The organism is Pseudomonas salicis, assembly GCF_057128705.1.
Genome location: NZ_JBSKHU010000002.1, coordinates 734,439 through 758,641, shown reverse-complemented (window position 1 = coordinate 758,641; position 24,203 = coordinate 734,439). Strand labels below are relative to the sequence as shown.

At 59.8% G+C, this 24,203-nt stretch carries 20 protein-coding genes; 13 read left to right on the top strand and 7 right to left on the bottom strand.

Translation table 11 applies throughout. The features are described from left to right. Positions 1-33 precede the first annotated feature (33 nt). The 4 genes from ACWKWE_RS09680 to gap all read right to left on the bottom strand — a co-directional run bounded on the left by ACWKWE_RS09680 (position 34) and on the right by gap (position 5,555). Positions 34-2,625: a TonB-dependent receptor gene (locus tag ACWKWE_RS09680; protein ID WP_483850359.1), complete on the bottom strand. Its 2,592-nt coding sequence runs from the start codon at positions 2,623-2,625 to the stop codon at positions 34-36. Positions 2,626-2,746: 121 nt separating this feature from the next. Then, positions 2,747-3,652 (bottom strand): FecR family protein, encoded by a 906-nt coding sequence (locus ACWKWE_RS09675; protein ID WP_166596590.1) that lies wholly within the window; start codon positions 3,650-3,652, stop codon positions 2,747-2,749. A 150-nt stretch (positions 3,653-3,802) separates the two neighbouring features. Then, the gene (locus ACWKWE_RS09670; RefSeq protein WP_483850358.1) at positions 3,803-4,318 is read right to left on the bottom strand and encodes an RNA polymerase sigma factor; all 516 of its coding nucleotides are present in this window, start codon (positions 4,316-4,318) and stop codon (positions 3,803-3,805) included. A gap of 235 nt (positions 4,319-4,553) precedes the next feature. Next, positions 4,554-5,555 (bottom strand): type I glyceraldehyde-3-phosphate dehydrogenase, encoded by a 1,002-nt coding sequence (gene gap / locus ACWKWE_RS09665; RefSeq protein ID WP_483850357.1) that lies wholly within the window; start codon positions 5,553-5,555, stop codon positions 4,554-4,556. Between the two features lie 237 nt (positions 5,556-5,792). On the opposite strand from gap, the gene edd reads away from it, so the two are divergent. From edd to ACWKWE_RS09615, 10 genes are all read left to right on the top strand, one after another. Further along, positions 5,793-7,619 (top strand): phosphogluconate dehydratase, encoded by a 1,827-nt coding sequence (edd, locus tag ACWKWE_RS09660; protein ID WP_341962255.1) that lies wholly within the window; start codon positions 5,793-5,795, stop codon positions 7,617-7,619. Continuing rightward, entirely contained in the window at positions 7,616-8,578 is a 963-nt protein-coding gene (locus tag ACWKWE_RS09655) for a glucokinase (protein ID WP_341962256.1), read from the top strand. Before edd ends, ACWKWE_RS09655 begins: the two co-directional genes overlap by 4 nt. A gap of 122 nt (positions 8,579-8,700) precedes the next feature. Further along, positions 8,701-9,438 carry a response regulator gene (locus ACWKWE_RS09650; RefSeq protein ID WP_341962257.1) on the top strand — a complete coding sequence of 246 codons (738 nt, stop codon included), beginning with the start codon at positions 8,701-8,703 and terminating at the stop codon, positions 9,436-9,438. Between the two features lie 6 nt (positions 9,439-9,444). Continuing rightward, entirely contained in the window at positions 9,445-10,905 is a 1,461-nt protein-coding gene (locus tag ACWKWE_RS09645) for an ATP-binding protein (RefSeq protein WP_483850356.1), read from the top strand. Positions 10,906-11,175: 270 nt separating this feature from the next. Then, complete coding sequence (locus ACWKWE_RS09640; RefSeq protein WP_401150105.1) at positions 11,176-12,462, top strand: ABC transporter substrate-binding protein; 1,287 nt, start codon at positions 11,176-11,178, stop codon at positions 12,460-12,462. Between the two features lie 149 nt (positions 12,463-12,611). Continuing rightward, positions 12,612-13,520, top strand: coding sequence for a carbohydrate ABC transporter permease (locus ACWKWE_RS09635; RefSeq protein ID WP_110946572.1), 909 nt, complete (start codon positions 12,612-12,614; stop codon positions 13,518-13,520). Further along, on the top strand, positions 13,513-14,358 hold the full coding sequence (locus tag ACWKWE_RS09630; protein ID WP_483850355.1) for a carbohydrate ABC transporter permease: 846 nt from the start codon (positions 13,513-13,515) through the stop codon (positions 14,356-14,358). Before ACWKWE_RS09635 ends, ACWKWE_RS09630 begins: the two co-directional genes overlap by 8 nt. 2 nt (positions 14,359-14,360) lie before the next feature. Further along, entirely contained in the window at positions 14,361-15,521 is a 1,161-nt protein-coding gene (locus ACWKWE_RS09625; protein ID WP_166596427.1) for an ABC transporter ATP-binding protein, read from the top strand. 136 nt (positions 15,522-15,657) lie between these two features. Beyond that, complete coding sequence (locus ACWKWE_RS09620) at positions 15,658-17,013, top strand: carbohydrate porin (protein ID WP_166596428.1); 1,356 nt, start codon at positions 15,658-15,660, stop codon at positions 17,011-17,013. Between the two features lie 229 nt (positions 17,014-17,242). Then, positions 17,243-18,118, top strand: a complete 876-nt coding sequence (locus tag ACWKWE_RS09615; RefSeq protein WP_483850354.1) for a D-hexose-6-phosphate mutarotase — start codon at positions 17,243-17,245, stop codon at positions 18,116-18,118. 58 nt (positions 18,119-18,176) lie between these two features. Here ACWKWE_RS09615 and ACWKWE_RS09610 read toward each other — a convergent pair whose 3' ends face one another. Further along, positions 18,177-19,046: a MurR/RpiR family transcriptional regulator gene (locus ACWKWE_RS09610; RefSeq protein ID WP_166596430.1), complete on the bottom strand. Its 870-nt coding sequence runs from the start codon at positions 19,044-19,046 to the stop codon at positions 18,177-18,179. Positions 19,047-19,277: 231 nt separating this feature from the next. Here ACWKWE_RS09610 and zwf point away from each other — a divergent pair, with 231 nt between their 5' ends. The 3 genes from zwf to ACWKWE_RS09595 are packed head-to-tail and all read left to right on the top strand — an operon-like array spanning position 19,278 to position 22,145. Then, on the top strand, positions 19,278-20,747 hold the full coding sequence (zwf, locus tag ACWKWE_RS09605) for a glucose-6-phosphate dehydrogenase (RefSeq protein ID WP_166596431.1): 1,470 nt from the start codon (positions 19,278-19,280) through the stop codon (positions 20,745-20,747). Then, positions 20,734-21,453 (top strand): 6-phosphogluconolactonase, encoded by a 720-nt coding sequence (gene pgl, locus ACWKWE_RS09600; protein WP_483850353.1) that lies wholly within the window; start codon positions 20,734-20,736, stop codon positions 21,451-21,453. Before zwf ends, pgl begins: the two co-directional genes overlap by 14 nt. A 17-nt stretch (positions 21,454-21,470) precedes the next feature. Next, positions 21,471-22,145: a bifunctional 4-hydroxy-2-oxoglutarate aldolase/2-dehydro-3-deoxy-phosphogluconate aldolase gene (locus tag ACWKWE_RS09595; RefSeq protein ID WP_166596433.1), complete on the top strand. Its 675-nt coding sequence runs from the start codon at positions 21,471-21,473 to the stop codon at positions 22,143-22,145. A 410-nt stretch (positions 22,146-22,555) separates the two neighbouring features. Here ACWKWE_RS09595 and ACWKWE_RS09590 read toward each other — a convergent pair whose 3' ends face one another. After that, positions 22,556-23,749 carry an aminotransferase class V-fold PLP-dependent enzyme gene (locus ACWKWE_RS09590; protein WP_483850352.1) on the bottom strand — a complete coding sequence of 398 codons (1,194 nt, stop codon included), beginning with the start codon at positions 23,747-23,749 and terminating at the stop codon, positions 22,556-22,558. Positions 23,750-23,773: 24 nt separating this feature from the next. After that, on the bottom strand, positions 23,774-24,037 hold the full coding sequence (locus tag ACWKWE_RS09585) for a DUF3820 family protein (RefSeq protein WP_166596435.1): 264 nt from the start codon (positions 24,035-24,037) through the stop codon (positions 23,774-23,776). Positions 24,038-24,203 lie beyond the last annotated feature (166 nt).

Genomic DNA, 24,203 nt, shown 5'->3' with positions numbered 1-24,203 from the left:
AGCAAGGCGGCTCCCACAGAGCGTGCGTATCTGTCAGATATCCCACACCACGTTGATCGCGAAGTTACGGCCCGGTTGGGTCAGACGATCCAGATTCGCCGGTTGCGTGACAGCGGCTTCACCCACACCGTCGTAACCGCGCACGTCATCCCAGAGCCAGTATTTCTTGTCCGCCAGGTTGTACAGGCCGCCGCTGACGGTCACGTCGTCGGTCACTTTGTAGAAACCGGTCAGGTCCACCAAACCGAAGCCTGGCGTTTTGAACTGGCTCGACGAGCCGTCCGGTGCATGGAAGTTGCTGTCGTCCACCCGGGTCTTGCGCTTGACCAGCGTCCAGCTCAGCAAACCACCGTAGTTCTCGCGGTCGTAACCCAGACCGAACACGCCGGTCAGCGGGTTGACGCTGTTGATCGGCTGACCGGTGTCGTCGTTACGGCCATGCAGATACGCCAGCGAGCCTTGGGTGTAGAGGCCTTGCGGCGCGCCGAACGAATCGAGGTTCAGACGGCCTTTCACCTCCACGCCCTTGATGGTGGCGTGTTTGATGTTGTTGGACTTGAACACCGCGTTGTTCGACGACGCAGGCTGGATGGCGTCTTCATTAATGAAGTCGCGGTATTTGTTGTAGAACATCGCCACGTCGAAGGTGCCCTGATCGAAGCGACCGCGCAGGCCGGTTTCATAGCTGCGGCTCTTCTCCGGCTCAAGGTTGGGGTTCGGCTCGACGATGTAGCCCGTCGTGCGGTTTTCGAAGCGGCCGTACAACGCCTTGGCGCTCGGTGTGCGGAAACCTTCGGCGTACTGGCCGTACCAGGTGTAGGCGTCGTTGATCGCATAGGTCACGCCCAGTTTTGGCGACAGACGATGCCATTTCTTCTCTTTGTCGTTGAACTGGTCAGCGCTGGTCAGGCTGACGGCACGCAGGAACTCCTCGGTCGCATGGGGGTTGAGCGTGGTGTAGTCGTAACGCGCGCCCGGCGTGAAGGTCCAGTCGCCCCATTTGATCTGGTCCTGGGCGAACAGGGCGTAGGTATTTACGGTCGGGTCCGGGAAGTCGCTGTTAGGCGCCAGGCTGTCAGACGCAGTCGGGCTCGGGGCACCGATGCTGCGGCAGGTGCCCAGCACGGCAGCGCAGGTCGCGGTGCCGCTGCGGCTGCCGGTGACTTTCTGCTGCTTGATCGTGGTGCCGTACGTCAGCAGGTGATCGGTGTCGGCGAGGGTGAACGCCTTATCGAGCTGTGCGTCGAAAATCCACTGGCGTTCTTTATACGTGGTGTCGCGGGTACGCCAGACGTCGCGGCTGCCCGGCACATAGCGCTCGATCGTGTCCTGATCGGTCTTGGCGATCTGGTAGTTCAGGGTCCACTTCACGTTGTCGACCAGCACGCTGTCCAGCGCGAAGGTGTTTTCCAGACCGAAGCGCTCACGCGTGATCACGTCGTTGCCTTCGCGGCTTCTGTACATGCCGGATGCGCCAAAGCCAGGAATGAACGGCCCGCCCACCGCACTCTTCTGATTGGTATGGGTGTCGTCCTTGTATTTCTCGTAGGTGAACGCCAGTCGGTCGTTATCCCCATAGTCCCAGCCCAGCTTGGCCAGCACGTTGGTGGCGCGAACGTCTTCCGGGTTGGCGGCGGTGCGATTCAGGCCTGTGCCGCCATGCTCGCCGTAGGATTCAGTTTCACGGCCGTTGCGCTGGCTGACGTGCAGCATGGCGTCGAAATCACCTTCGCGGCCTGCGACGGTCGCCGAGTTCAACCAACTGTTGTCCGCCGAGCTGTAACCGGTCTTCAAGCGTGCGCCGACGTCCTTGCCCGGTTTGATGATGTCTTCCGGGTCGAGGGTGTAATAGCTGACAGCGCCGCCGATGGCGCTGCTGCCGTACAGGGCCGACGCCGGGCCGCGCAGGATTTCAACGCGTTTGACGATTTCCGGATCGACGTAATTGCGATGCGTGTTGGCGTACGGGCCGGAGAAATAATTGTCCGGGACTTCGACGCCATCGACCTGGGTCAGAATCCGGTCGCCATCGATGCCGCGAATGTTGAAGCCGCTGGTGCCCGCGCGCTGACCAGCGCCGCCTACGGAAACGCCCGGCTCATGCCGCACCAGATCGCGAATGCTGTTGACGTTCTGCCGATCCAGTTCAGCGCGATCGTGCACGGTGACGGTGCTGGGGACGGAATCCACCGATTGGGCCTGACGGGTCGCGCTGACGGTGACCTGCTCCAGCGCCAGTGCGCCTGCGGTGTTGCGCTTCTCCAGCACAACATTGTTGTTGCCCAGGTTGCGGTAGCTGAGGTTGCTTCCCGCGAGCAAACGCTCCAGCGCTATTTCTGCCGACATCGTGCCGCTGACGCCGGGCGAGGTGACGTTCTTCGCCAGGTCCGACGACATGCCGACTTGCCAGCCCGTGGTCTTGCTGAATTCGTTGAGCGCCGACACCAGCGGTTGCTGTTTGATCGAGAACGCGTAGTTGCCCGCGACGCGGGCAGGCTGCTCGGCAGCGGCAACCGGCGCGGCGTGCAGCCCGGCGGTGAAAATCGCTACGGTCAGCAGCGAAGAGGTGAAGTGGCGGGTGGTCCTGGGCGAGTCAGATGGGGCGGGGGTGAACGTGGACGGCATCGATAGCGCTCCCTGTCATGCGGGTCGTTGTAGTGTTGGCAAGTGCTTTAGGAATAGGAATCACTTGCATTGGCTATAACGAGACGTACGACAGACAGCTATCGCGTAAAAATAATTATTCTCAATTGAGAATCACCACCGCAGGCAGCTCGTGCAATCGCGCCGAGGTGATTTGCGCCAGTGAGCGCACGACGTCGAGGGGGTTGTCCAGCCGGTAATTGCCGGTCACGACGACCTGATCCAGTTGCGTGTTGGTGTTGACGATCCAGCCGGGGTAATAGCGCCGCAGCTCGGCCAACACTTCCTTGAGCGGGCAGTTATCGAAAATCAGCCGACCCTTCACCCACGCCAGGTCTTTGTTCTGGTCGAGCTTTTCGCGATGACCGAAGCCTTCAGGCCCAATGCGCAAACTGTCACCCGCGTTCAGACTGACATGCGACGTGCCTAGGGTGGCCTGCACGTTCACCGCGCCGCGCTCGACCTGAATCTGCGCCACGCCATCCAGATACCGCACGGCAAATGACGTGCTGCTGGCGCTCATGCGCACTGGACCGGCCTCGACTTCCAACGGCAGGCCTTTCGCTGTAGGCACTTCAAAGAACGCCTCGCCCTCGTAAAGCCGTGCAACACGTTGCCGATCATCCAGCTCGCTTGAGAACGCAGATCTGGTATTGAGTAGCACCTTCGAACCGTCGCCAAGCTCCAGCCGCTGGCGTTCTCCGGCCACGGTCAGGTGATCAGCCTTGAGCCGCAACGGCAAGTCGCTGAAGTTGAAAAGTCCGAGCAGCACGATGGCCGCAGCCGCCAATGGCACCCAGTGCGGACGCAGACGGCGCAGCGCCGATGGTTTTTTCGGCGTGGCCAGTGTGACAGCTGCCTCAAGCACCGGCTGGGAGTTCCAGACAGCCTCGGCCTTGGCAAAGGCTTCGCCATGGGCAGGGTCGGCCGCCAGCCAGTCCTGGAAGCGCGCCCGTTGCTGGGTGTCGGCGGTTTCCAGTTCGATCAGCCAGTTCAAGGCCTGATCCATGGCGCTGTCGGTCACAGGGCCAGGTGAGTGAGAGTCCGTCAAGGAGCGTCCTCGGCTACAGGGTGTGAAGCACGGTCAAGGGCGGGAGTGTAGCGAGATGTGAGTTCGCTGCCGCCGGTTTCTTATCGATTATGGATCAAGCCGCTCTCATCAACGTTCAAGCCGGGCTGCCACCCCGAGGCAAATCGCCATGATCAGCTTGAGTTCCTTTTGTACGGTACTGGCCGACACGCCCAGTTGCTCAGCGATCTCCAGATAACTGCAACCGTTGAGTCGGCTCAGGGTGAAGATTTTCTGCTGGCGTGGGGTGAGCTTTTCAAGGCTTGCGTTGAGGCTCTGCAGCAGCCGATTGGCGTGGGCGGCGTCCTCCAGCGTGGGGTTGGGAGCGACAACGTTGTGGAGTTCGGACAGTGGTGCATCGTCGACCATGGTGCGTGCGTGAATGCGTCGTGCACGCAGATGGTCCAGCGCCAGGTTGCGGGCAGTCTGGAACACGAAGGGTTCGAGGTGATCGATGGCGCGCTCGCCGAGTGCACGGGTCACCCGCAAATAGGTTTCCTGTAGCAGGTCTTCGGCGGTGCTGGGGTTGCGTACCATGCGTTGCAGGGTGCGCAGGAGGATCGTTCGCCTCGCAAGGAAAACGGCATTGAAGTGCGACTGACTCACGGGGATACCCGACCAGAAATTCAGCGAATGATAATGATTGTCATCTGCTGCTTAGGTCAAGGCGGTGAGGTGCAAAGATGGTGTAAATCAGAAGTGTGCACAAACCGTTGTAGGAGTGAGCTTGCTCGCGATGGCGTCAGGTCGGACATTGGGACATCACTGACACATCGCCATCGCGAGCAAGCTCACTCCTACACTGTCAAACGCGCCAGCAGCCATGAAGCTGGCGCAACTGTCACTCCGCGTTCATCAACGCCAGGCAGTTGTCCAACATGCGGTTGGAGAAGCCCCATTCGTTGTCGTACCAGGCCAGCACTTTCAGCAAGCGACCACTCACTTTGGTGTGATTGGCGTCGAAAATCGACGACAGCGGGTTGTGGTTGAAGTCGTGGGATACTAGCGGCAGGGTGTTGTAGCCGAGGATTTTCGAGTGCTTGGCCGCTTCTTTCATGATCGCGTTGACTTCATCTGCCGTCGTATCGCGCTTCAATTGAATGGTCAGGTCCACCAGCGACACGTTGATCACCGGTACACGCACCGCCATGCCGGTCAGTTTGCCCGCCAGTTCCGGCAGCACCAGGCCGACGGCCTCGGCAGCGCCGGTTTTGCTCGGGATCATCGACTGCGTGGCCGAACGCGCGCGGTACGGGTCGGTGTGATAGACGTCGATCAGGTTCTGGTCGTTGGTGTAGGCGTGAATAGTGGTCATCAAACCGCTCTCGATGCCCAGCTCACGGTTCAGCACCTGTGCGACCGGCGCCAGGCAGTTGGTGGTGCACGATGCGTTGGAGATGACTTCGTGAGACTGGCGCAGCACGTCGTGGTTGACGCCGTACACGACGGTCGCGTCAGCGCCTTTGGCCGGTGCCGAGATGATGACCTTTTTTGCGCCTGCGGTGATGTGAGCCCCCGCCTTGTTGCGATCGGTGAACAGACCGGTGCATTCGAACACCACGTCGATCTTTTCCGATTTCCACGGCAGCTCGGCCGGGTTGCGAATGGCGCTGACCGAAATACGGTCACCATTCACGGTGATGCTTTCCTTGTCGTGCTCGACGGTCGCGTCGAACGGACCGTGCACGGTGTCGAACTTCAGAAGATGGGCGTTGATCTCGCTGTCGCCCAAGTCATTGATGGCGACGACCTGCAAATCCTGACGATAGCCTTGGGTATAGAGTGCACGTAAGACGTTGCGGCCGATGCGGCCAAAACCGTTGATTGCGATGCGGAGAGTCATACACCCGTCCTCAGTGAATTTGTTGTTGGAATTACAAGATTATTCTCATAAAAATAGAAAACAAGCCTTTTTAGTGGCAGTATTTTGTTTTATCTACAAATAGAAACCCGTCGAGCCCACACAACTGTCTGAAAAGTCTAGCCTTTGCTGAAGCGTTTCTCTTGGGCCATGATTCGATAGCCGGTTTTTGAAAGCGCCTGAACGGGTGACCCATCCGCTAGCCTGGAGTTCATCACAATGCATCCCCGCGTCCTTGAGGTAACCGAACGGCTGATCGCCCGCAGCCGTGAAACCCGTCAGCGCTATCTGCAAATGATCCGGGGCGCGGCGAGCGACGGCCCGATGCGCGGCAAACTGCAATGTGCCAACTTCGCCCACGGCGTGGCCGCGTGCGGCACCGAAGACAAACACAGCTTGCGGATGATGAACGCGGCCAACGTGGCCATCGTGTCGGCCTACAACGACATGCTGTCGGCGCATCAGCCTTACGAACATTTCCCTGAACAGATCAAAAAAGCCTTGCGCGAAATCGGCTCCGTCGGTCAGTTCGCGGGCGGCGTGCCGGCCATGTGCGACGGCGTCACCCAGGGCGAGCCGGGCATGGAACTGAGTATCGCCAGCCGAGAAGTCATTGCGATGGCAACGGCGGTCGCGCTGTCGCACAACATGTTCGACGCGGCGCTGATGCTGGGCATCTGCGACAAAATTGTGCCGGGCCTGCTGATGGGGTCCCTGCGTTTCGGGCATTTGCCAACGATCTTCGTGCCGGGCGGCCCTATGGTGTCGGGCATTTCCAACAAGGAAAAAGCCGACGTACGGCAGCGTTACGCCGAGGGCAAAGCGACCCGCGAAGAGCTGCTGGACTCTGAGATGAAGTCGTACCACGGTCCGGGCACCTGCACCTTTTATGGCACCGCCAACACCAACCAGTTGCTGATGGAAGTCATGGGCCTGCACTTGCCGGGCGCCTCCTTCGTCAATCCCTACACGCCACTGCGCGATGCCCTGACACGCGAAGCGGCGTTTCAGGTGACGCGTCTGACTAAACAGAGCGGCGAATTCATCCCTCTAGGGGAAATTGTGGACGAGCGTTCGCTGGTCAACTCGATTGTTGCCTTGAACGCGACCGGCGGTTCCACCAACCACACACTGCACATGCCGGCGATTGCTCAGTGCGCGGGTATTCAATTGACCTGGCAGGACATGGCTGACCTCTCGGAAGTCGTGCCGACCCTGAGCCATGTCTACCCGAACGGCAAAGCCGACATTAATCACTTCCAGGCGGCGGGCGGCATGTCGTTCCTGATTCGCGAACTGCTTGACGCCGGTCTGCTGCACGAAGACGTCAACACCGTGATGGGCCGAGGTCTGCGTCGCTATACCCAAGAGCCGTTCCTTGAGGATGGCAAGCTGGTCTGGCGCGAGGGGCCTGTCGAAAGCCTGGACGAAAACATTCTGCGACCGATTGCCCGTCCGTTTTCCCCGGAGGGTGGCCTGCGCGTGATGGAAGGCAACCTCGGGCGCGGCGTGATGAAGGTGTCGGCTGTGGCGCTGGAGCATCAAATCGTCGAGGCCCCGGCCAAGGTTTTCGAAGATCAGCAGGACCTGGCGGACGCATTCAAGGCGGGCGAGCTGGAATGCGACTTCGTCGCGGTCATGCGTTTTCAGGGCCCACGCTCCAACGGCATGCCTGAGCTGCACAAGATGACGCCGTTCCTCGGCGTGCTGCAGGACCGGGGTTTCAAGGTTGCGCTGATCACCGATGGGCGTATGTCCGGCGCGTCCGGAAAAATCCCTGCCGCGATCCATGTGTGCCCCGAAGCCGCAGATGGTGGCCCTTTGGCACTTGTCCGAGAGGGGGACCTCGTTCGGGTAGATGGCGTAAAAGGGACGTTGCAAGTTCTCGTCGAACCGGCAGAATTGGCGGCCAGAGAACCGGCAATCGGACGTTTGTCCCATAACGTGGGCACCGGCCGTGAACTGTTCGGTTTCATGCGCATGGCCTTCAGCTCGGCAGAGAAGGGCGCCAGCGCCTTTACTTCGAATCTGGAGACGCTCAAGTGACATTGGCGATGGTGGGTGATATCGGCGGCACGAATGCTCGTTTTGCCATATGGGAAGACGATCAATTGCACTCGATCCGGGTGTTCCCGACGGTCGATTACGCCAGTCCCGAAAAGGCCTTGCAGGTTTACCTCGAAGACCTCGAATTGCAGTTGGGCGATGTCGGCTCGATCTGTCTGGCCGTGGCAGGCCCGGTGACCGGTGACGATTTCCACTTCACCAACAGCCACTGGAAAATCAATCGGCAGGCGTTTTGCGCGGCGCTGAAGATCGACAGCCTGATCATGGTCAACGATTTCACCGCCATGGCGCTGGGCATGACCCGTCTGCGCGACGACGAATACCTCACCGTGCGCCACGGCAAGGGCGATCCGAAAGGCGCTCGCGTGGTGATCGGTCCCGGCACTGGTCTGGGGGTCGGGACGTTGATTCGCTCCGGCGAAAATCACTGGACGGCGGTGCCAGGGGAGGGCGGTCATGTCGACCTGCCCATCGGCACCGCGCGCGAAGCGCTGCTGTGGACGCGGCTGATGGCCGAACACGAGCACGTCAGTGCTGAAACGATTTTGAGCGGCGCCGGTCTGTTGCTGCTGTATCGGGTCAGCTGCGCGCTGGACGGGATCGATGCCGAGCTGAAATCCCCGGCGGCCATTACGTCTGCGGCGCTCAAAGGCGATCCGGTGGCCTGCGCAGTGCTGGAGCAGTTCTGCGTGTTCCTGGGCCGTGTCGCGGGCAACAACGTGTTGACCGTGGGAGGCCGTGGCGGCGTGTACATCGCCGGTGGCGTGATCCCGCGTTTCGTCGACTTCTTCATGCAGAGCGGCTTCAACACGGCGCTGGCGGAAAAAGGGCTGATGAAGGATTACTTCAACGACGTGCCGGTCTGGCTGGTGACAGCGGAATACCCGGGCCTGATGGGCGCGGGTGTGGCACTGGATCAGGCGGCAAGCCAGCTTTGAGCCTCAAGCTTCAAGCCGCAAGTGGGACTGCGCACGCCTCTGCTTTTTCTTGAGGCTTGAAGCTCGAAGCTTGCAGCTGCTCCCCTATAACAATAATTTCAGTGCCAACAAGGACGACCAAAGTGAACACTGTCAGTAAATCGATTCTGGTGGTCGACGATGACCAGGAGATTCGGGAACTGCTGCAAGCCTACCTGAGCCGTTCGGGTTTTCAGGTGCGCACGGTGGGGGATGGCGCGGAGTTTCGCCAGGCATTCAACGACGAGCCCAGCGACCTGCTGATTCTCGATGTCATGCTACCCGACGAAGACGGCTTCAGCCTGTGCCGCTGGGTCCGGCAGCACCCGCGACAGCCCCATGTGCCGATCATCATGCTCACCGCCAGTTCCGACGAGGCCGACCGTGTCATCGGTCTGGAGCTCGGCGCTGACGACTACATGGCCAAACCGTTCAGCCCTCGCGAGCTTCAGGCCCGCATCAAGGCACTGCTGCGTCGCGCACAGTTCGGTCAGGAGCGCGCGGGTGGCGAAGTGCTGGTGTTCGACGAGTGGAGACTGGACATGGTCAGTCATCGCCTTTTCCACAGCGATGGCGAAGAGGTGATTCTCTCGGGCGCCGATTTTGCGCTGCTCAAGCTGTTTCTCGACAACCCGCAACAGATCCTCGACCGCGACACTATCGGCAACGCCACGCGAGGCCGTGAATTGATGCCGCTGGAGCGCATCGTGGACATGGCGGTGAGCCGTTTGCGTCAACGTCTGCGGGACACCGGCAAGGCACCGCGATTGATCCGTACCGTGCGAGGCAGTGGTTATCTGTTGGCAGCCAATGTGTTGCCGCAAGCCAGCAACGGCTACTGACCGGCGATGGTGATCGAGAAGAAGCGCCGTCTTCCCGTCCCGCGCTCGCTGCTGGGACGCATGTTGCTGCTGACCCTGTTGGCGGTGTTACTGGCCCAGACCCTGTCGAGTTTGATCTGGCTCTCGCAACTGCGCGCCACCCAGATGGAAGGCCTGATCACCAGCGCGCGCAGCCTTGGGTTTTCCATGTCGGCGAGCGTCAGTTATTTCCGTTCTCTGCCCGTCGCCTTTCGCCCGCTGGTCCTTGATCAGCTGCGCAGCATGGGCGGCACGCGCTTCTTCGTCTCGCTCAACGACCGCCCGCTCGACATGCAAGTGCTGGAGCCGACCGTGCGCAAAACCGCGGTGATTGACGTCGTCGGCCAAGTGCTGCGGCAGAACCTCGGTGCGGACCCCGACATCCTCGTCCGCTTCGTTCGGCCCGAGGACCTGCGGATTTTCAACAGCGGCCTCAAGCTCGATGAACTGCCGCGCTCCTGGGCGCACTACGCGTTGACCCTCGAACCGGTGAATCCGCCGGTTCTGGTCACGCAGATCGAGCTGTCCCCCGGCGAATGGCTGTACATCGCCTCGCTGCTGCCCGAGCCGTACACGATGCTGGAGGAAGAGGGCCTTCCGTCGCAGCAGGTCTGGTTCATCGGGCTGACGAGTATTTTCCTGCTGGTGTTCATCGGCCTGCTTGTGCACTGGCAAAGCGGCCCGCTGAAACGCTTGGCCCGCGCCGCGCGGGACCTGTCCTTGGGTGCAGATGTAGAGCCCGTCGTCGAGGGCGGGGGCAGCGAGGTCATCGAGGTGACCCGTGCGTTCAACACCATGCGTGATCGCATCAGCCGTTACCTCACCGAGCGCGGGCAGTTGTTCAGCGCCATTTCCCACGATTTACGTACGCCGATCACGCGGCTCAGGTTGCGGGTCGAGTTGCTGGAAGATGAAGCGATGCAGGTCAAATTCACCCGCGATCTGGATGAGCTGGAGCTGTTGGTCAAGGGCGCGCTGCAGTGCGTGAAGGACACCGACATTCACGAGAACATTGAGCCGGTTGACCTCAATCATGCGCTGGATTGCCTGATCGAGCCGTACCTGGCGCCCAATGGCGACGGGCGTGTCACGGTCGAAGGCAAGGCCATGTCGATGTTCTACGGCAAGCCGTTGGCGTTGCGACGTTGCATGGGCAACCTGATCGACAACGCCATCAAGTACGGCGACAAGGCCCATCTGCGTATCGAAGACGACGCGGATGCGTTCGTGCTGCACGTCGAAGACGAAGGCCCCGGCGTCCCCGAGCAGCGCCTTGAGCAGGTATTCGAGCCGCATTTCCGGCTGGCGGGCAAACAGCAGCAGGGCTATGGCCTGGGGCTGGGCATTGCCCGCAATATCGCCCACAGCCATGGCGGTGAAGTCAGTTTGCAGAATCTGCGCGAAGGCGGTTTACGCGTGACCCTGCGCCTGCCGCGTGGGGTGGAATAATCCCGTTAATCCCGGTTGACGCGGATTTCTGTGGGAGCGAACTCATCCGCGAAAGGGCCGTACAGTCGGCGTATGCGTGCCGGCTGAAATACCGATTCGCGAATAAATTCGCTTCCACAGGATTTGGCGTCCGCTCACCTTATTTCGAATGTCACCAACCTGTGACACTTGCGCATCCCTTCGTTACCGTCCGCTCTAACCCGTTGTTTAGAATCCATGCAGCGCAAGCACCAAGACTTGCTCATGCATAACAACAATAAGGTCAAATAGATGAATTCGATCTCCCGTCTCGCAGCACTCATTTCTCTCGCCTCGTTGTTCCCTCTGAGCGCCATGGCCGCCGATTCCAAAGGCACTGTCGAAGTTGTCCACTGGTGGACGTCCGGCGGTGAAAAAGCGGCTGTCGATGTGCTTAAAGCCCAAGTTGAAAAAGACGGTTTCACCTGGAAAGACGGTGCCGTTGCAGGCGGTGGCGGTTCGACTGCCATGACCGTGCTGAAAAGCCGCGCCGTCGCCGGTAACCCGCCTGGCGTTGCCCAGATCAAAGGCCCTGACATTCAGGAATGGGCGTCCACTGGCCTGCTCGACACCGACGTGTTGAAAGACACCGCCAAAGAAGAGAAGTGGGACAGCCTGCTGGACAAGAAAGTCTCCGACACCGTGAAGTACGACGGTGATTACGTGGCCGTTCCGGTGAACATTCACCGTGTGAACTGGCTGTGGATCAACCCGGAAGTCTTCAAGAAAGCCGGTATCGAAAAAGCCCCGACCACCCTCGAAGAGTTCTACGCCGCGGGCGACAAGCTGAAGAAAGCCGGCTTCATCCCGCTGGCCCACGGTGGTCAGCCTTGGCAGGACAGCACCGTGTTCGAAGCGGTCGTGTTGTCGGTGATGGGGGCTGACGGTTACAAGAAAGCCCTGGTCGATCTCGACAACGGCGCCCTGACCGGTCCTGAAATGGTCAAGTCGCTCACCGAGCTGAAGAAAGTCGCCACCTACATGGACCCGGACGGCAAAGGCCAGGACTGGAACCTGGAAGCCGCCAAGGTCATCAACGGCAAGGCCGGCATGCAGATCATGGGTGACTGGGCCAAGTCCGAATGGACCGCCGCCAAGAAAGTCGCGGGCAAGGATTACGAGTGCGTTGCCTTCCCGGGCACCGACAAGGCGTTCACCTACAACATCGACTCGCTGGCTGTTTTCAAGCAGAAAGACGCGGGCACTGCTGCCGGTCAGAAGGACATCGCCAAGGTCGTGTTGGGTGAAAACTTCCAGAAAGTCTTCAGCATCAACAAAGGCTCGATCCCGGTTCGGACCGACATGTTGGCTGACATGAACAAGTACGGCTTCGACTCCTGCGCGCAGACCGCTGCCAAGGACTTCCTCGCAGATGCCAAATCCGGCGGCCTGCAACCGAGCATGGCGCACAACATGGCAACCACGCTGGCTGTTCAAGGCGCGTTCTTTGACGTCGTGACCAACTTCATCAACGACCCGAAAGCCGACCCGGCTGACGCGGCGAAGAAGCTGGGCGCTGCGATCAAGTCGGCTAAATAGTTCGTATCACCGCTCCCCTGTAGGAGTGAGCTTGCTCGCGATGCGTTTGACCAGACACCAGATTCGTGTCTGACACAGCTGATCGCGAGCAAGCTCACTCCTACAGAGAGCACGCTCGTAATCTTCACTTTTCTGTACTGGATTTCCCCATGAGTTCTGTTGCTGTGTTCAGCAAAGCCTCGCCGTTCGATGCACTGCAGCGCTGGCTACCCAAACTGGTGCTGGCGCCCAGCATGTTCATCGTTCTGGTGGGCTTTTACGGCTATATCCTGTGGACGTTCGTTCTGTCGTTCACCAACTCGACTTTCCTCCCGTCCTACAAATTCGTAGGGCTGGCGCAATACGCCCGGCTGTTCGACAACGATCGCTGGTGGGTCGCGAGCAAGAATCTCGCCGTCTTCGGCGGCATGTTCATCGGCATCAGCCTGGTCGTCGGCGTGTTGCTGGCGGTGTTTCTCGATCAGCGCATTCGTCGCGAAGGTTTCATCCGCACCATTTACCTGTACCCGATGGCGCTTTCGATGATCGTCACCGGTACGGCCTGGAAATGGCTGCTCAACCCTGGCATGGGCCTGGACAAACTGCTGCGCGACTGGGGCTGGGAAGGCTTCCGCCTGGACTGGCTGATCGACCCGGATCGCGTGGTCTACTGCCTCGTCATCGCGGCGGTCTGGCAAGCGTCGGGTTTCATCATGGCGATGTTCCTGGCGGGCCTGCGGGGCGTCGATCAATCGATCATCCGTGCCGCGCAGATCGACGGCGCGAGCATGCCGAAGATCTACTGGAAAGTGGTGTTGCCAAGCCTGCGTCCGGTGTTCTTCAGTGCGGTGATGATTTTGGCGCACATCGCGATCAAGAGCTTCGACCTGGTCGCTGCAATGACCGCCGGTGGCCCGGGCTATTCGTCCGACCTGCCTGCGATGTTCATGTACTCGTTCACCTTCAGCCGTGGCCAGATGGGGATGGGCTCGGCCAGCGCGATTCTGATGCTCGGTGCGATTCTCGCGATCCTCGTGCCTTACCTGTATTCCGAGCTGAGGACCAAGCGCAATGACTAGTCTCGCCGCCAAACCTTCCATCAGTTTGAGCCGCATCGCGATCTACGCGGTGCTGATCGGCGCGGTGCTGATCTACCTGATCCCGCTGGTGGTCATGCTGCTCACCAGCTTCAAGTCCCCGGAAGACATCGGCACCGGCAACCTCTTGAGTTGGCCCGCCGAAGTCACGGCCATTGGCTGGGTCAAGGCCTGGGCGACGGTGAAGGGCTACTTCCTGAACTCGATCCTGATCACCGTTCCGGCCGTACTGATCTCGACCGCCATCGGCGCGTTGAACGGCTACGTGCTGTCGATGTGGCGCTTCCGGGGTTCGCAGATGTTCTTCGGCCTGTTGCTGTTCGGCTGCTTCCTGCCGTTCCAGACCGTGCTGCTGCCGGCCTCGTTCACCCTCGGGAAAATGGGCTTGGCGAGCACCACCACCGGCCTCGTCCTGGTTCACGTGGTCTACGGCCTCGCGTTCACCACGCTGTTCTTCCGCAACTACTACGTCAGTGTGCCGGATGCGCTGGTCAAGGCGGCGCGTCTGGACGGTGCCGGGTTCTTCACCATTTTCCGGCGGATCATTCTGCCGATGTCGACCCCGATCATCATGGTCTGCCTGATCTGGCAGTTCACGCAGATCTGGAACGACTTCCTGTTCGGTGTGGTGTTCTCCAGCGGTGATTCGCAGCCCATCACCGTGGCGCTGAACAACCTGGTCAACACCAGCACCGGGGTCAAGGAATACAACGTTGATATGGCGGCGGCGATGATCGCGGGTCTGCCGACCCTGCTGGTCTATGTGGTCGCAGGCAAGTATTTCGTGCGCGGGCTGACGGCCGGCGCAGTCAAGGGGTAATCATGGCAACGCTCGAACTTCGCAATGTAAACAAGACTTACGGGGCCGGCCTGCCGGACACCCTGAAGAACATCGAACTGTCGATCAAGGATGGCGAATTCCTGATCCTGGTCGGTCCTTCGGGCTGTGGTAAGTCGACCCTGATGAACTGCATCGCGGGCCTGGAAAACATTACGGGTGGCGCGATCATGATCGGCGACCAGGACGTCAGCGGCATGAGCCCGAAGGATCGCGACATCGCGATGGTGTTCCAGTCCTATGCGCTGTACCCGACCATGAGCGTGCGCGAGAACATCGAGTTCGGCCTGAAGATTCGCAAGATGAGCCAGGCCGACATCGACGCCGAAGTTGGCCGTGTCGCCAAGCTGCTGCAGATCGAACACCTGCTCAACCGCAAGCCGGGTCAACTCTCCGGTGGTCAGCAACAACGCGTGGCCATGGGCCGTGCGCTGGCCCGTCGTCCGAAGATCTATCTGTTCGACGAACCGCTGTCCAACCTCGACGCCAAGCTGCGGGTCGAGATGCGCACCGAAATGAAACTGATGCACCAGCGCCTGAAAACCACCACGGTCTACGTGACCCATGACCAGATCGAAGCGATGACCCTGGGCGACAAAGTGGCGGTCATGAAGGACGGCATCATCCAGCAGTTCGGCACGCCAAAACAGATTTACAACGATCCGGCCAACCTGTTCGTCGCCAGCTTCATCGGTTCGCCGCCGATGAACTTCATTCCGCTGCGTCTGCAACGCAAGGAGGGCCGTCTGGTGGCGCTGCTCGACAGCGGTCAGGCGCGTTGCGAGTTGCCGATGAACATCAACGATGCAGGCCTCGAAGACCGTGAGGTGATTCTGGGCCTTCGTCCTGAACAGATCGTGCTAGCGTCCGGTGAAACCTCAGGGATGCCGACCATTCGCGCCGAAGTGCAAGTCACGGAACCGACCGGTCCTGACACGCTGGTGTTCGTCACGCTCAACGACAGCAAGGTCTGCTGCCGTCTGGCGCCCGATGTGGCGCCAGCGGTGGGCGAAACCCTGACCCTGCAGTTCGATCCGTCCAAGGTGTTGCTGTTCGACGCCAAGACCGGCGAGCGATTGGGCGCGCTGTCGACGCCACAGGTGAGTGAAGGCATGGGCAACGTCACGCGGCTCAACCGCAACTGAATTTCACGCGCAGGAGCACTGCGCCAACGAGCACCTCTGTCGGGGCTATTTCTGCCGTAAAAAAGCCCCGGCAGGCACACGAAGCAAGTGGTTACAACGCTGTTTAGCTAATAACAATAAAACGAGGATTTAAGGGATGAAGAAGGTAAAAGGCAAATCGCTCAACCAACTGCAGCTCATCGGCGGGCTGTCAGTCTTGAGCGCATTGACGATGTCCGGAACGGCCTCCGCCATGGAGCCATTCAAGGCAAGCGAGCACTTGACGGGCGACTGGGGCGGTCTGCGCCAGGAACTGTACGACAAAGGTTATGACTTCCCGATCGAGTACGTGGGTGAGGCGGCTTCCAACCTCAATGGCGGTTATAACGACGACAGAACCGGCCGCTACAGCGACCAGTTCGCGTTCGGCGTTCAGATGGACCTGCAAAAAATCCTCGGTTGGCACGATGCGGAATTCAAGCTGGCGATCACCGAGCGTAGCGGTAACAACATCTCCAACGACCGTATCGGCGACCCGCGCGCCGGCACGCTCAGTTCTTCGCAAGAAGTCTGGGGCCGTGGTCAGACCTGGCGGCTGACGCAGATGTGGGTCAAGCAGAAATACTTCGACGGCGCCCTGGACATCAAGGTCGGTCGTTTCGGCGAAGGCGAAGACTTCAACAGCTTCCCATGCGACTTCCAGAACCTGACGCTCTGCGGCTCGCAGGTCGGTAACTACGTGAACACCTGGTACAACTGGCCTGTCAGCCAGTGGGCCGCTCGCGTGAAATACAACATCACGCCTGAGTTGTTCGCACAGATCGGTGTGTACGAGCAGAACCCTTCGAACCTCGAAACCGGCAACGGCTTCAAGCTGAGCGGCAGCGGTTCCCAAGGTACTGTGGTGCCGGTAGAAGTGGTGTGGTCGCCGACCGTCAATTCGCTGCCAGGCGAATACCGTCTGGGCTACTACGTCAGTAACCCGAGCGCGCCTGACCTGTACGAAAACACCAACGGCCAGCCACAAGCCATCGCTGGCGGTGACTTCAAGTCCCACAAGGACAAGCACGGTTGGTGGGTCGTGGCTCAGCAACAACTGACCAGCCACAACGGCGACGCATCCCGTGGTCTGAGCATCTTCGGTAACCTGACCGTTCATGACAAAGCCACCAACTTCGTCGACAACTATCAGCAGATCGGTTTCGTCTACAAAGGCCCGTTCGATGCCCGTCCGAAGGATGACATCGGTATCGGTGTCGCTCGCATCCACGTCAACGATGATGCCCAGGACAACCGTCGTCTGGTCAACGCCGTCAACGGTATCGACGACTACGACAACCCGAACTACCTGCCAATCCAGAAGACCGAATACAACTCGGAAATCTACTACGGCGTACACGTCACCGACTGGCTGACCGTGCGTCCCAACCTGCAATACGTGAAGAGCCCGGGCGGTGTGGACGAAGTCCAGAACGCGCTGGTCGCAGGTATCAAGATTCAATCCAAGTTCTAAACGCTTCATCGCTGTGCGGACCGCTCCTCCGCACATCGCTCTCTGATGTGCTTCACAAACGATCAAGGGTCGTGTGTGCTTTACGGGCAGCCTGGCTGCCCGTTTTTTTTGTGCGGTACTCGCGCCGGAATCGGGGCTTTTTTATCGTTTGCAAGGCTCGCCGCTGAATACGGCCGTGCGCGATCTCCCACAACCCATAGATGGACACACTTATCCCATCGAGAATGTTATGGCGATCAGGGACACAGGATCATTCGAACATCCCCTTCAGCGCTTCTTCACCGCCACGCGGCCGCAGCCGACCTTCCAGTGGGAGCGGCATCAGCAGCGTGACGTGCTGGTGATCAACCACCCGCGCTGTCATGCCGTGTTCAGTCGCCAAGGCGCACAGTTGTTGCATTTTCAGCCAGTCGGCCAGAGGCCGTGGCTGTGGTGCGCGTCGCAATGGCCGCAGGTGGGCGCGATTCGGGGGGGCGTGCCGGTGTGTTGGCCTTGGGTCGGGCGTCATCCGGGAGAGGGCGGCTGGCCCGCCAATGGATGGGGGCGTTTGCTCGACTGGAAGCTGATCGACAGCCAGGAACACGATGAAGGCGTTTCGCTGCACTGGCGCTTGAGCCTGTGGGACTGGCAGGCCGATCTGCATGCTGAATTGGGGCAACGCATGGACCTGCGTCTGGAAACCCGACATGACGACAGTGAGCCGTGCCAGTTCGGTCATGCCTTGCACGCTTACTGGCGCATCAGCGACATCGCCGACGTGGCACTGGAAGGTCTCGACGGCGCACAGGGTTACGACGAGCTCAGTCGCAGTGCCTGTGAACAAAAAGGGGAGTTGCGCGTCTCGGGCAGTTGCCAGCGCGTTTTCGAGCACACCGGTTCAGTTGAGTTGCACGACGACACATGGCGGCGCCGTTTGAACATCAACACCCACGACAGCGCCAATACTGTCGTCTGGCATCCCGGCAGCCGGCCGTTGCTGGGGGTGGCAGGTCATGAGGCAACGGGGTTTGTGAGAGTCGAGGCGGTGTCCGGGGTGGATGATTGTCTGAGCCTGGCCCCAGGACAGCAGGCGCGATTGAGTTTGCAGGCCACTTTGGTGGGATGAACGACGCTCCCACAGGGTGTCTTTATCAATCCCGGCCTTCGGGGCCGTATCGCGCTCGTTAGTTCAACTCATCATCCACCGGATACCGGCTGGCATTGAGGCTTTCCTTGATCTTGCGCAGGTGCGGCTGGAAATCCACGCCACGGCGCAGGGTCATGCCGGTGGCCAGCACATCGAGCACGGTCAGCTGAATGATCCGAGACGTCATCGGCATATAAATGTCGGTGTCTTCAGGCAGAGGGATATTCAGGCTCAACGTACTGGCTTTGGCCAGCGGCGACCCGGCGGCGGTCAGGCCCAGCACCGAAGCGCCGTTCTCGCGAGCGATCCGGGCCACTTCCACCAGTTCGCGAGTGCGGCCGGTGTAGGAAATGATCACGAACAGCTCCCCCGTGTGCGCCACCGACGCCAGCATGCGTTGCACCAGTACGTCGGCATGGGCTGTCACGGCCAGGTTGAAGCGGAAGAATTTGTGCTGCGCATCCAGCGCCACAGGGGCCGAGGCGCCCAGGCCGAAGAAGTGAATCTGCCGCGCCTGAATCAGCAGGTCCACGGCCTTGCTGATCAGGTTCGGGTCCAGCACCTGGCACACGCTGTCGAGGGACGCGATGGCGCTGGCGAAAATCTTGCGGGTATAGGCTTCAGGGTTATCGTCGGCTTCCACCGCGCGGCTCACGTAGGCGGCGCCGCTGGCCAGGCTCTGGGCCAGTTGCAGTTTGAGTTCAGGGTAGCCGCTGACGTCGAACGAGCGGCAGAAGCGATTGACGGTCGGCTCGCTGACCTTGGCCGCCTGGGCCAGCGCCGCAATGCTGAAACGCGTGGCTTGCTGAGGGTTGCTCAGAATCACCTCGGCAACCTTGCGCTCGGCCTTGTTCAATTCTTCGAGTCGACTCTGGATCTGCTCCAGAAGATTGCGTACGCGGTCCATTCAAAGTCCTTCTCGTGAAGCGGTAACAAGCTGTTCTGTAGGCCTTTCTGCAAAAGGTGCGCAACTGGGCCTTTAGCCTGTAGCAAAGGTGGCCTATCGTACTGAGGGCCTGTAGTGATCACCACTGTAATGTGTTTTTTGGGTAAATGTTGTGGTTATTACTACATTTGGCCTTGAGTAACGCCTTTAAAAAAGGTATTTGTAGCCTAACTTGATAAAAGAACCAACATTATGCTCTCGATTACGGTTGAACCGTGCACTTTTGCCTTGTTCGGCGCCTTGGGCGACCTGGCTGTGCGCAAACTGTTCCCAGCGCTGTATCAGCTGGACCGTGCTGGCCTTCTGCATGCCGAGACCCGAATTCTTGCGTTGGCTCGCGAGGCCGGAACGCCTCAGGAACACTTGGCTTATATCGACAAGAGCCTGCGTCGTTTCGTCCCCGAATCCCAGCTGGAAAGTGAACATGTGGAGCGTTTTCAGGCACGCCTGAGCTACCTGCACGTGGATTTCCTCAAGGGTGAAGATTACGTCGCGCTGGCCGAAGCAGTGGGCGACGCACAAACCATGATCGCCTACTTCGCCACACCGGCGTCGGTGTACGGAGCCATCTGCGAGAACCTGGCGCTGGTCGGCCTGACTGACCGCACCCGCGCCGTCCTGGAGAAACCGATCGGCCACGACCTCGCGTCGTCGCGTCGGGTCAACGACGCCGTGGCCCGCTTCCTGCCGGAAAACCGCGTCTACCGGATCGACCACTATCTGGGCAAAGACACCGTTCAAAACCTCATCGCGCTGCGTTTCGCCAACAGCTTGTTCGAAACCCAATGGAACCAGAACTATATTTCCCACGTCGAGATTACTGTGGCGGAGAAAGTAGGGATCGAGGGCCGTTGGGGCTACTTCGATCAGGCGGGTCAGCTGCGCGACATGATCCAGAACCACCTGTTGCAGCTGCTGTGTCTGATTGCGATGGACCCTCCGAGCGACCTGTCCGCCGACAGCATCCGTGATGAAAAGGTAAAGGTGCTCAAAGCGCTGGCGCCGTTCACGCCGGAGCGCCTGGCCACCCAAGTGGTGCGCGGGCAATACATCGCCGGTTACAGCGAAGGCAAACCGGTTCCCGGTTACCTGGAAGAGGAAAACTCCAACACCGCGAGCGACACCGAAACGTTCGTTGCCATTCGTGCCGACATCCGTAACTGGCGTTGGGCAGGGGTTCCGTTCTATCTGCGTACCGGCAAACGCATGCCGCAGAAGCTGTCGCAGATCGTCATCCACTTCAAGGAACCGCCGCACTACATCTTCGCCCCGGAGCAGCGGATGCAGATCAGCAACCGCCTGATCATCCGCCTGCAGCCCGATGAAGGTATCTCGCTGCAAGTGATGACCAAGGATCAGGGGCTGGATAAAGGCATGCAATTGCGCAGCAACCCCTTGCAACTGAGCTTCTCCGACGCCTACCGCAGCGCCCGCATTCCGGACGCGTACGAGCGGTTGTTGTTGGAGGTCATGCGTGGCAACCAAAACCTGTTTGTCCGCAAAGATGAGATCGAGTATGCGTGGCAATGGTGTGACCAGTTGATCGCTGGCTGGAAGAAGGCCGGCGATGCGCCCAAGCCTTATGCAGCAGGCTCCTGGGGGCCAATGAGCTCCATTGCGCTCATTACTCGTGACGGGAGGTCCTGGTATGGCGATATGTGAACTTGAATTTCCGGCTGGCCTTAAAGCCAACGAATTCGATAACCCCAAGCTGTTGGCCAATGCTTTGGCCGATCATGTGGCGGAACGCCTGACGGCGGCCATCGCGAATAACCCTCACGGCGTTGCGACGTTGGTCGTTTCGGGCGGCAAAAGCCCGGTGGCGTTCTTCCAGGCGTTGGCGCAAAAGCCCATCGAATGGTCGAAGGTCGTGATCAGCCTGGCCGACGAACGCTGGGTGCCGACCGAGCACGCCGACAGTAACGCGGGGTTGCTCAAGCGTTTCCTGTTTCAGGGACCGGCCGAGAAAGCGGGCTTCTTCAGCCTCTACCGTCCGACCCAGACGCTGGAAGAAGCAGCGGCAGCGACCGACGAAGCGCTCAAGGAACTGCCGAAGATCGATGTGTTGATTCTGGGCATGGGGGATGACGGCCACACCGCGTCGCTGTTCCCTGACAGCCCGAATCTGCCTGAAGCGTTGGACTTGAACAGCGAACGTCGCTGCCTGCCGATGCTGGCGCCGAGCACGCCTCATCAGCGTCTGACCATGACGCGCTCACTGTTGGCGTCCGCCGCGACGCCGATCCTGTCCGTTTCCGGGCAGGCAAAACTGGAAACCCTGCGCACGGCGCTGGCCGGCGATGACCTCGCCGAAATGCCGATCCGCGCGTTCCTTAACCCGTCTTTAGAGATCTACTGGTGCCCATAAGCAAAGGATCAGCCGCCATGGAAAATACCCAAGTGAAACAGCCGTTGAATAGCATGGCGAGCAAGATTGCCCAGATCGATGAACTCTGCGCGAAAGCGAAGATTCTGCCGGTCATCACCATTGCACGCGAACAGGACGTGCTGCCGCTGGCCGATGCGCTGGCGGCAGGCGGCCTGAACGCGCTGGAAATCACCCTGCGTTCGGAATTCGGCCTCAAGGCGATTCGTATTCTGCGCGACGCACGACCTGAACTGTGCGTCGGTGCGGGCACGATCCTCGACCGTCACATGCTCAAAGCAGCGGAAGAGGCAGGCTCGCAGTTCATCGTGACCCCAGGCAGCACTCAGGATCTGCTGGAAGCAGGCGCACAAAGCGAATTGCCGTTGCTGCCTGGCATCAGCAGCGCGTCGGAAATCATGATCGGTTATGCCTTGGGCTACCGCCGCTTCAAGCTGTTTCCGGCCGAGATCAGCGGCGGCGTCGGCGCGATCAAGGCGCTGGGCGGTCCGTTCCCGGAAGTGCGTTTCTGCCCGACTGGCGGCGTCAGCGCTGCCAACCTGAAGAACTACATGGCGTTGCCTAACGTGATGTGCGTCGGCGGCACCTGGATGATCGACAACGCGTGGGTCAAGAACGGCGACTGGGGCCGCATCACTGAGGCGACCGCCGAAGCGATTGCGTTGTTCGACTGAAACCTGCGTTAAGCGCCCCATGCTTGATCCTCGACAGCTCCCGTTCATGAGGTGGCTGGTTTAATCGTCTCAGATGATTGGATTCGAGCGCCGGGCGCTGCTACAGAAGTCGTTGTTGCATGGCTGTTTAACGGTGTTCCCTTGGTCCGGAACGCCGTTTTTTTTGCGCGCTGCGAACGTAGAAAGCCGGGCCGCATGCACCGCGACCCAGCCATAGCGTTGAGTTGAGAAGGAGCGAGGAGAGAGATCACCGATTTTTCTTTATGTGCACTACATATGTATCGCACGAGACTCGGTTTGAGCGCGTATCTTTGCCGTCCCTGGTATAAAGATGTTCCATTAAAGTGTTTGCGGCGCCGCCTTATCCACGGTCGCCGCTTTTTTTTGCCCGTCTGAAAGCGCTGGTGGACTCAGGCCAAAGCGCGCAATGCAACGACCAACTTTGCCACATCGTCGGCGGAGGTCACAAAGCCGGGGGTGATCCGAATGCATGGGCCGCAGGCGGAACCGGTTCTGGCCACCACGAAAACGCCATGTTCGTCGAGCAGGCGCTGCGTCATGAGCGACTGATCTTGATGGCGTGTAAAGCGCAATGACGTAATCCCGCAGTACAGCCGTGGATCATCCGGTGTCAGCACTTCGATTCCCGGCACATCTCGCACTTCGCGAACCCACAGGTCCCGCAGATAGGCCAGGCGTGCGCCTTTGACGGCAGACCCGCCTATGGCTCGGTGTTCTTCGAAGACCTTGGTCAGCGTCAGCAACGCGGGAATGTTCGGCGTGCCATACGGCACCCGCCCCAAAATGTCATCGACGGCGTAACGCTCGTCGCCCATGTCGGGGTCGATGGCAGACAATCGTTCCTGTTTCACATAAATGAAACCCAGGCTCAACGGCGCCCCCATCCACTTCTGCAGGTTGAACCCGGCAAACGCCACGCCGAGTTCGTCCAGCTGGAAGTCCAGTTGTCCCAAGGCGTGAGCACCGTCCAGAATCACATCGATGTTTTGCGCCTTGGCCAGCGCAGCAATGGGCTCAACAGGCATGACCAGTCCCGTGCGGTGCGTCACGTGGGTCAATGCCATCAGCTTGAGTCGTGGGTGGTTCGCGAAGGCGTCGCGATAGGCATTGACGAGGGATTCATAGCTGGCCGGGTGAGCATGCCGAATCTCGATCACTTCGACCCCGCGATGCTTTGCCAGCCAGCGTATGGCCGTTTGCACGCTGTTGTAGTCCAGATCGCTGATCAGCACCTGATCCCCCGGCTGTAGGCCGTTGTAGTTGCGGATCAGGGTTTGCAGTGACTCCGAAGCGCAGCGGGTCAGGGCGATTTCGCGGCTCGGCACGTCCAGCAGTTGAGCCAGATCGGCGCGGAGGGTCTCGCTGTCCTCAGTGTCGAAGCGCTGTCGGACATAGACCGAATTGCTGCGGTTCACGTACGCCAGATGCTGCTCGTACGTGCGCAGCACTTCGCGGGTCATGCGCCCGAAGTAGCCATGTTCGAAGTTAATCGGCCCCGGCTCCACATCGTATTGGCGGGCGATATCGCGCCAAAAAGCTTCGTCCTGGGCGCGGTGCTGTGCAACGGATTGGGCAGGGGTCATCGCGTCGTTCATCTCGTCGAGGGGTCAGGAAAACCGGATCGGTGTTTTTAGAGGGCTTTCTCGCAGAGGCTCCCGGGGTTTGGTGCGCAGTGGATCGAGCAGGGCGGACAGCCCGTTGTGGTCAATCTCATGCATCAGTGCCAGCAGGCTGCCAAGTTCACCGCTGGGAAAGCCTTTGCGCGCGAACCAGTTAAGGTAGTCACCCGGCAGGTCCGCCAGCAATCGCCCCTTGTACTTGCCGTAGGGCATTTCACGGGTGACCAGAAGTTTGAGTTTCTCGGGATTCATAACACCGCCGTTGGTCTTTCCGTGTGAACTACTAAGGTACGTGCATTTTGCATACGTGCAAACGAACAGATCATGCAAAAAGAGAGAAAGGTCTGTGTCTTGATAAATATAAATACTTGATAAATAAGGATTTATTTTGTTTTAAAAAGCTGGCACGAGCTCTGCA

What these genes read in the sequence shown, in the direction of transcription:
- ACWKWE_RS09680 (WP_483850359.1), bottom strand. Translation starts at nt 2,625, where the DNA reads ATGCCGTCCACGTTCACCCCCGCCCCATCTGACTCGCCCAGGACCACC.
- ACWKWE_RS09675 (WP_166596590.1), bottom strand. Translation starts at nt 3,652, where the DNA reads ATGGATCAGGCCTTGAACTGGCTGATCGAACTGGAAACCGCCGACACC.
- gap (WP_483850357.1), bottom strand. Translation starts at nt 5,555, where the DNA reads ATGACTCTCCGCATCGCAATCAACGGTTTTGGCCGCATCGGCCGCAAC.
- edd (WP_341962255.1), top strand. Translation starts at nt 5,793, where the DNA reads ATGCATCCCCGCGTCCTTGAGGTAACCGAACGGCTGATCGCCCGCAGC.
- ACWKWE_RS09645 (WP_483850356.1), top strand. Translation starts at nt 9,445, where the DNA reads ATGGTGATCGAGAAGAAGCGCCGTCTTCCCGTCCCGCGCTCGCTGCTG.
- ACWKWE_RS09640 (WP_401150105.1), top strand. Translation starts at nt 11,176, where the DNA reads ATGAATTCGATCTCCCGTCTCGCAGCACTCATTTCTCTCGCCTCGTTG.
- ACWKWE_RS09635 (WP_110946572.1), top strand. Translation starts at nt 12,612, where the DNA reads ATGAGTTCTGTTGCTGTGTTCAGCAAAGCCTCGCCGTTCGATGCACTG.
- ACWKWE_RS09630 (WP_483850355.1), top strand. Translation starts at nt 13,513, where the DNA reads ATGACTAGTCTCGCCGCCAAACCTTCCATCAGTTTGAGCCGCATCGCG.
- ACWKWE_RS09625 (WP_166596427.1), top strand. Translation starts at nt 14,361, where the DNA reads ATGGCAACGCTCGAACTTCGCAATGTAAACAAGACTTACGGGGCCGGC.
- ACWKWE_RS09620 (WP_166596428.1), top strand. Translation starts at nt 15,658, where the DNA reads ATGAAGAAGGTAAAAGGCAAATCGCTCAACCAACTGCAGCTCATCGGC.
- ACWKWE_RS09615 (WP_483850354.1), top strand. Translation starts at nt 17,243, where the DNA reads ATGGCGATCAGGGACACAGGATCATTCGAACATCCCCTTCAGCGCTTC.
- ACWKWE_RS09610 (WP_166596430.1), bottom strand. Translation starts at nt 19,046, where the DNA reads ATGGACCGCGTACGCAATCTTCTGGAGCAGATCCAGAGTCGACTCGAA.
- zwf (WP_166596431.1), top strand. Translation starts at nt 19,278, where the DNA reads ATGCTCTCGATTACGGTTGAACCGTGCACTTTTGCCTTGTTCGGCGCC.
- pgl (WP_483850353.1), top strand. Translation starts at nt 20,734, where the DNA reads ATGGCGATATGTGAACTTGAATTTCCGGCTGGCCTTAAAGCCAACGAA.
- ACWKWE_RS09595 (WP_166596433.1), top strand. Translation starts at nt 21,471, where the DNA reads ATGGAAAATACCCAAGTGAAACAGCCGTTGAATAGCATGGCGAGCAAG.
- ACWKWE_RS09590 (WP_483850352.1), bottom strand. Translation starts at nt 23,749, where the DNA reads ATGACCCCTGCCCAATCCGTTGCACAGCACCGCGCCCAGGACGAAGCT.
- ACWKWE_RS09585 (WP_166596435.1), bottom strand. Translation starts at nt 24,037, where the DNA reads ATGAATCCCGAGAAACTCAAACTTCTGGTCACCCGTGAAATGCCCTAC.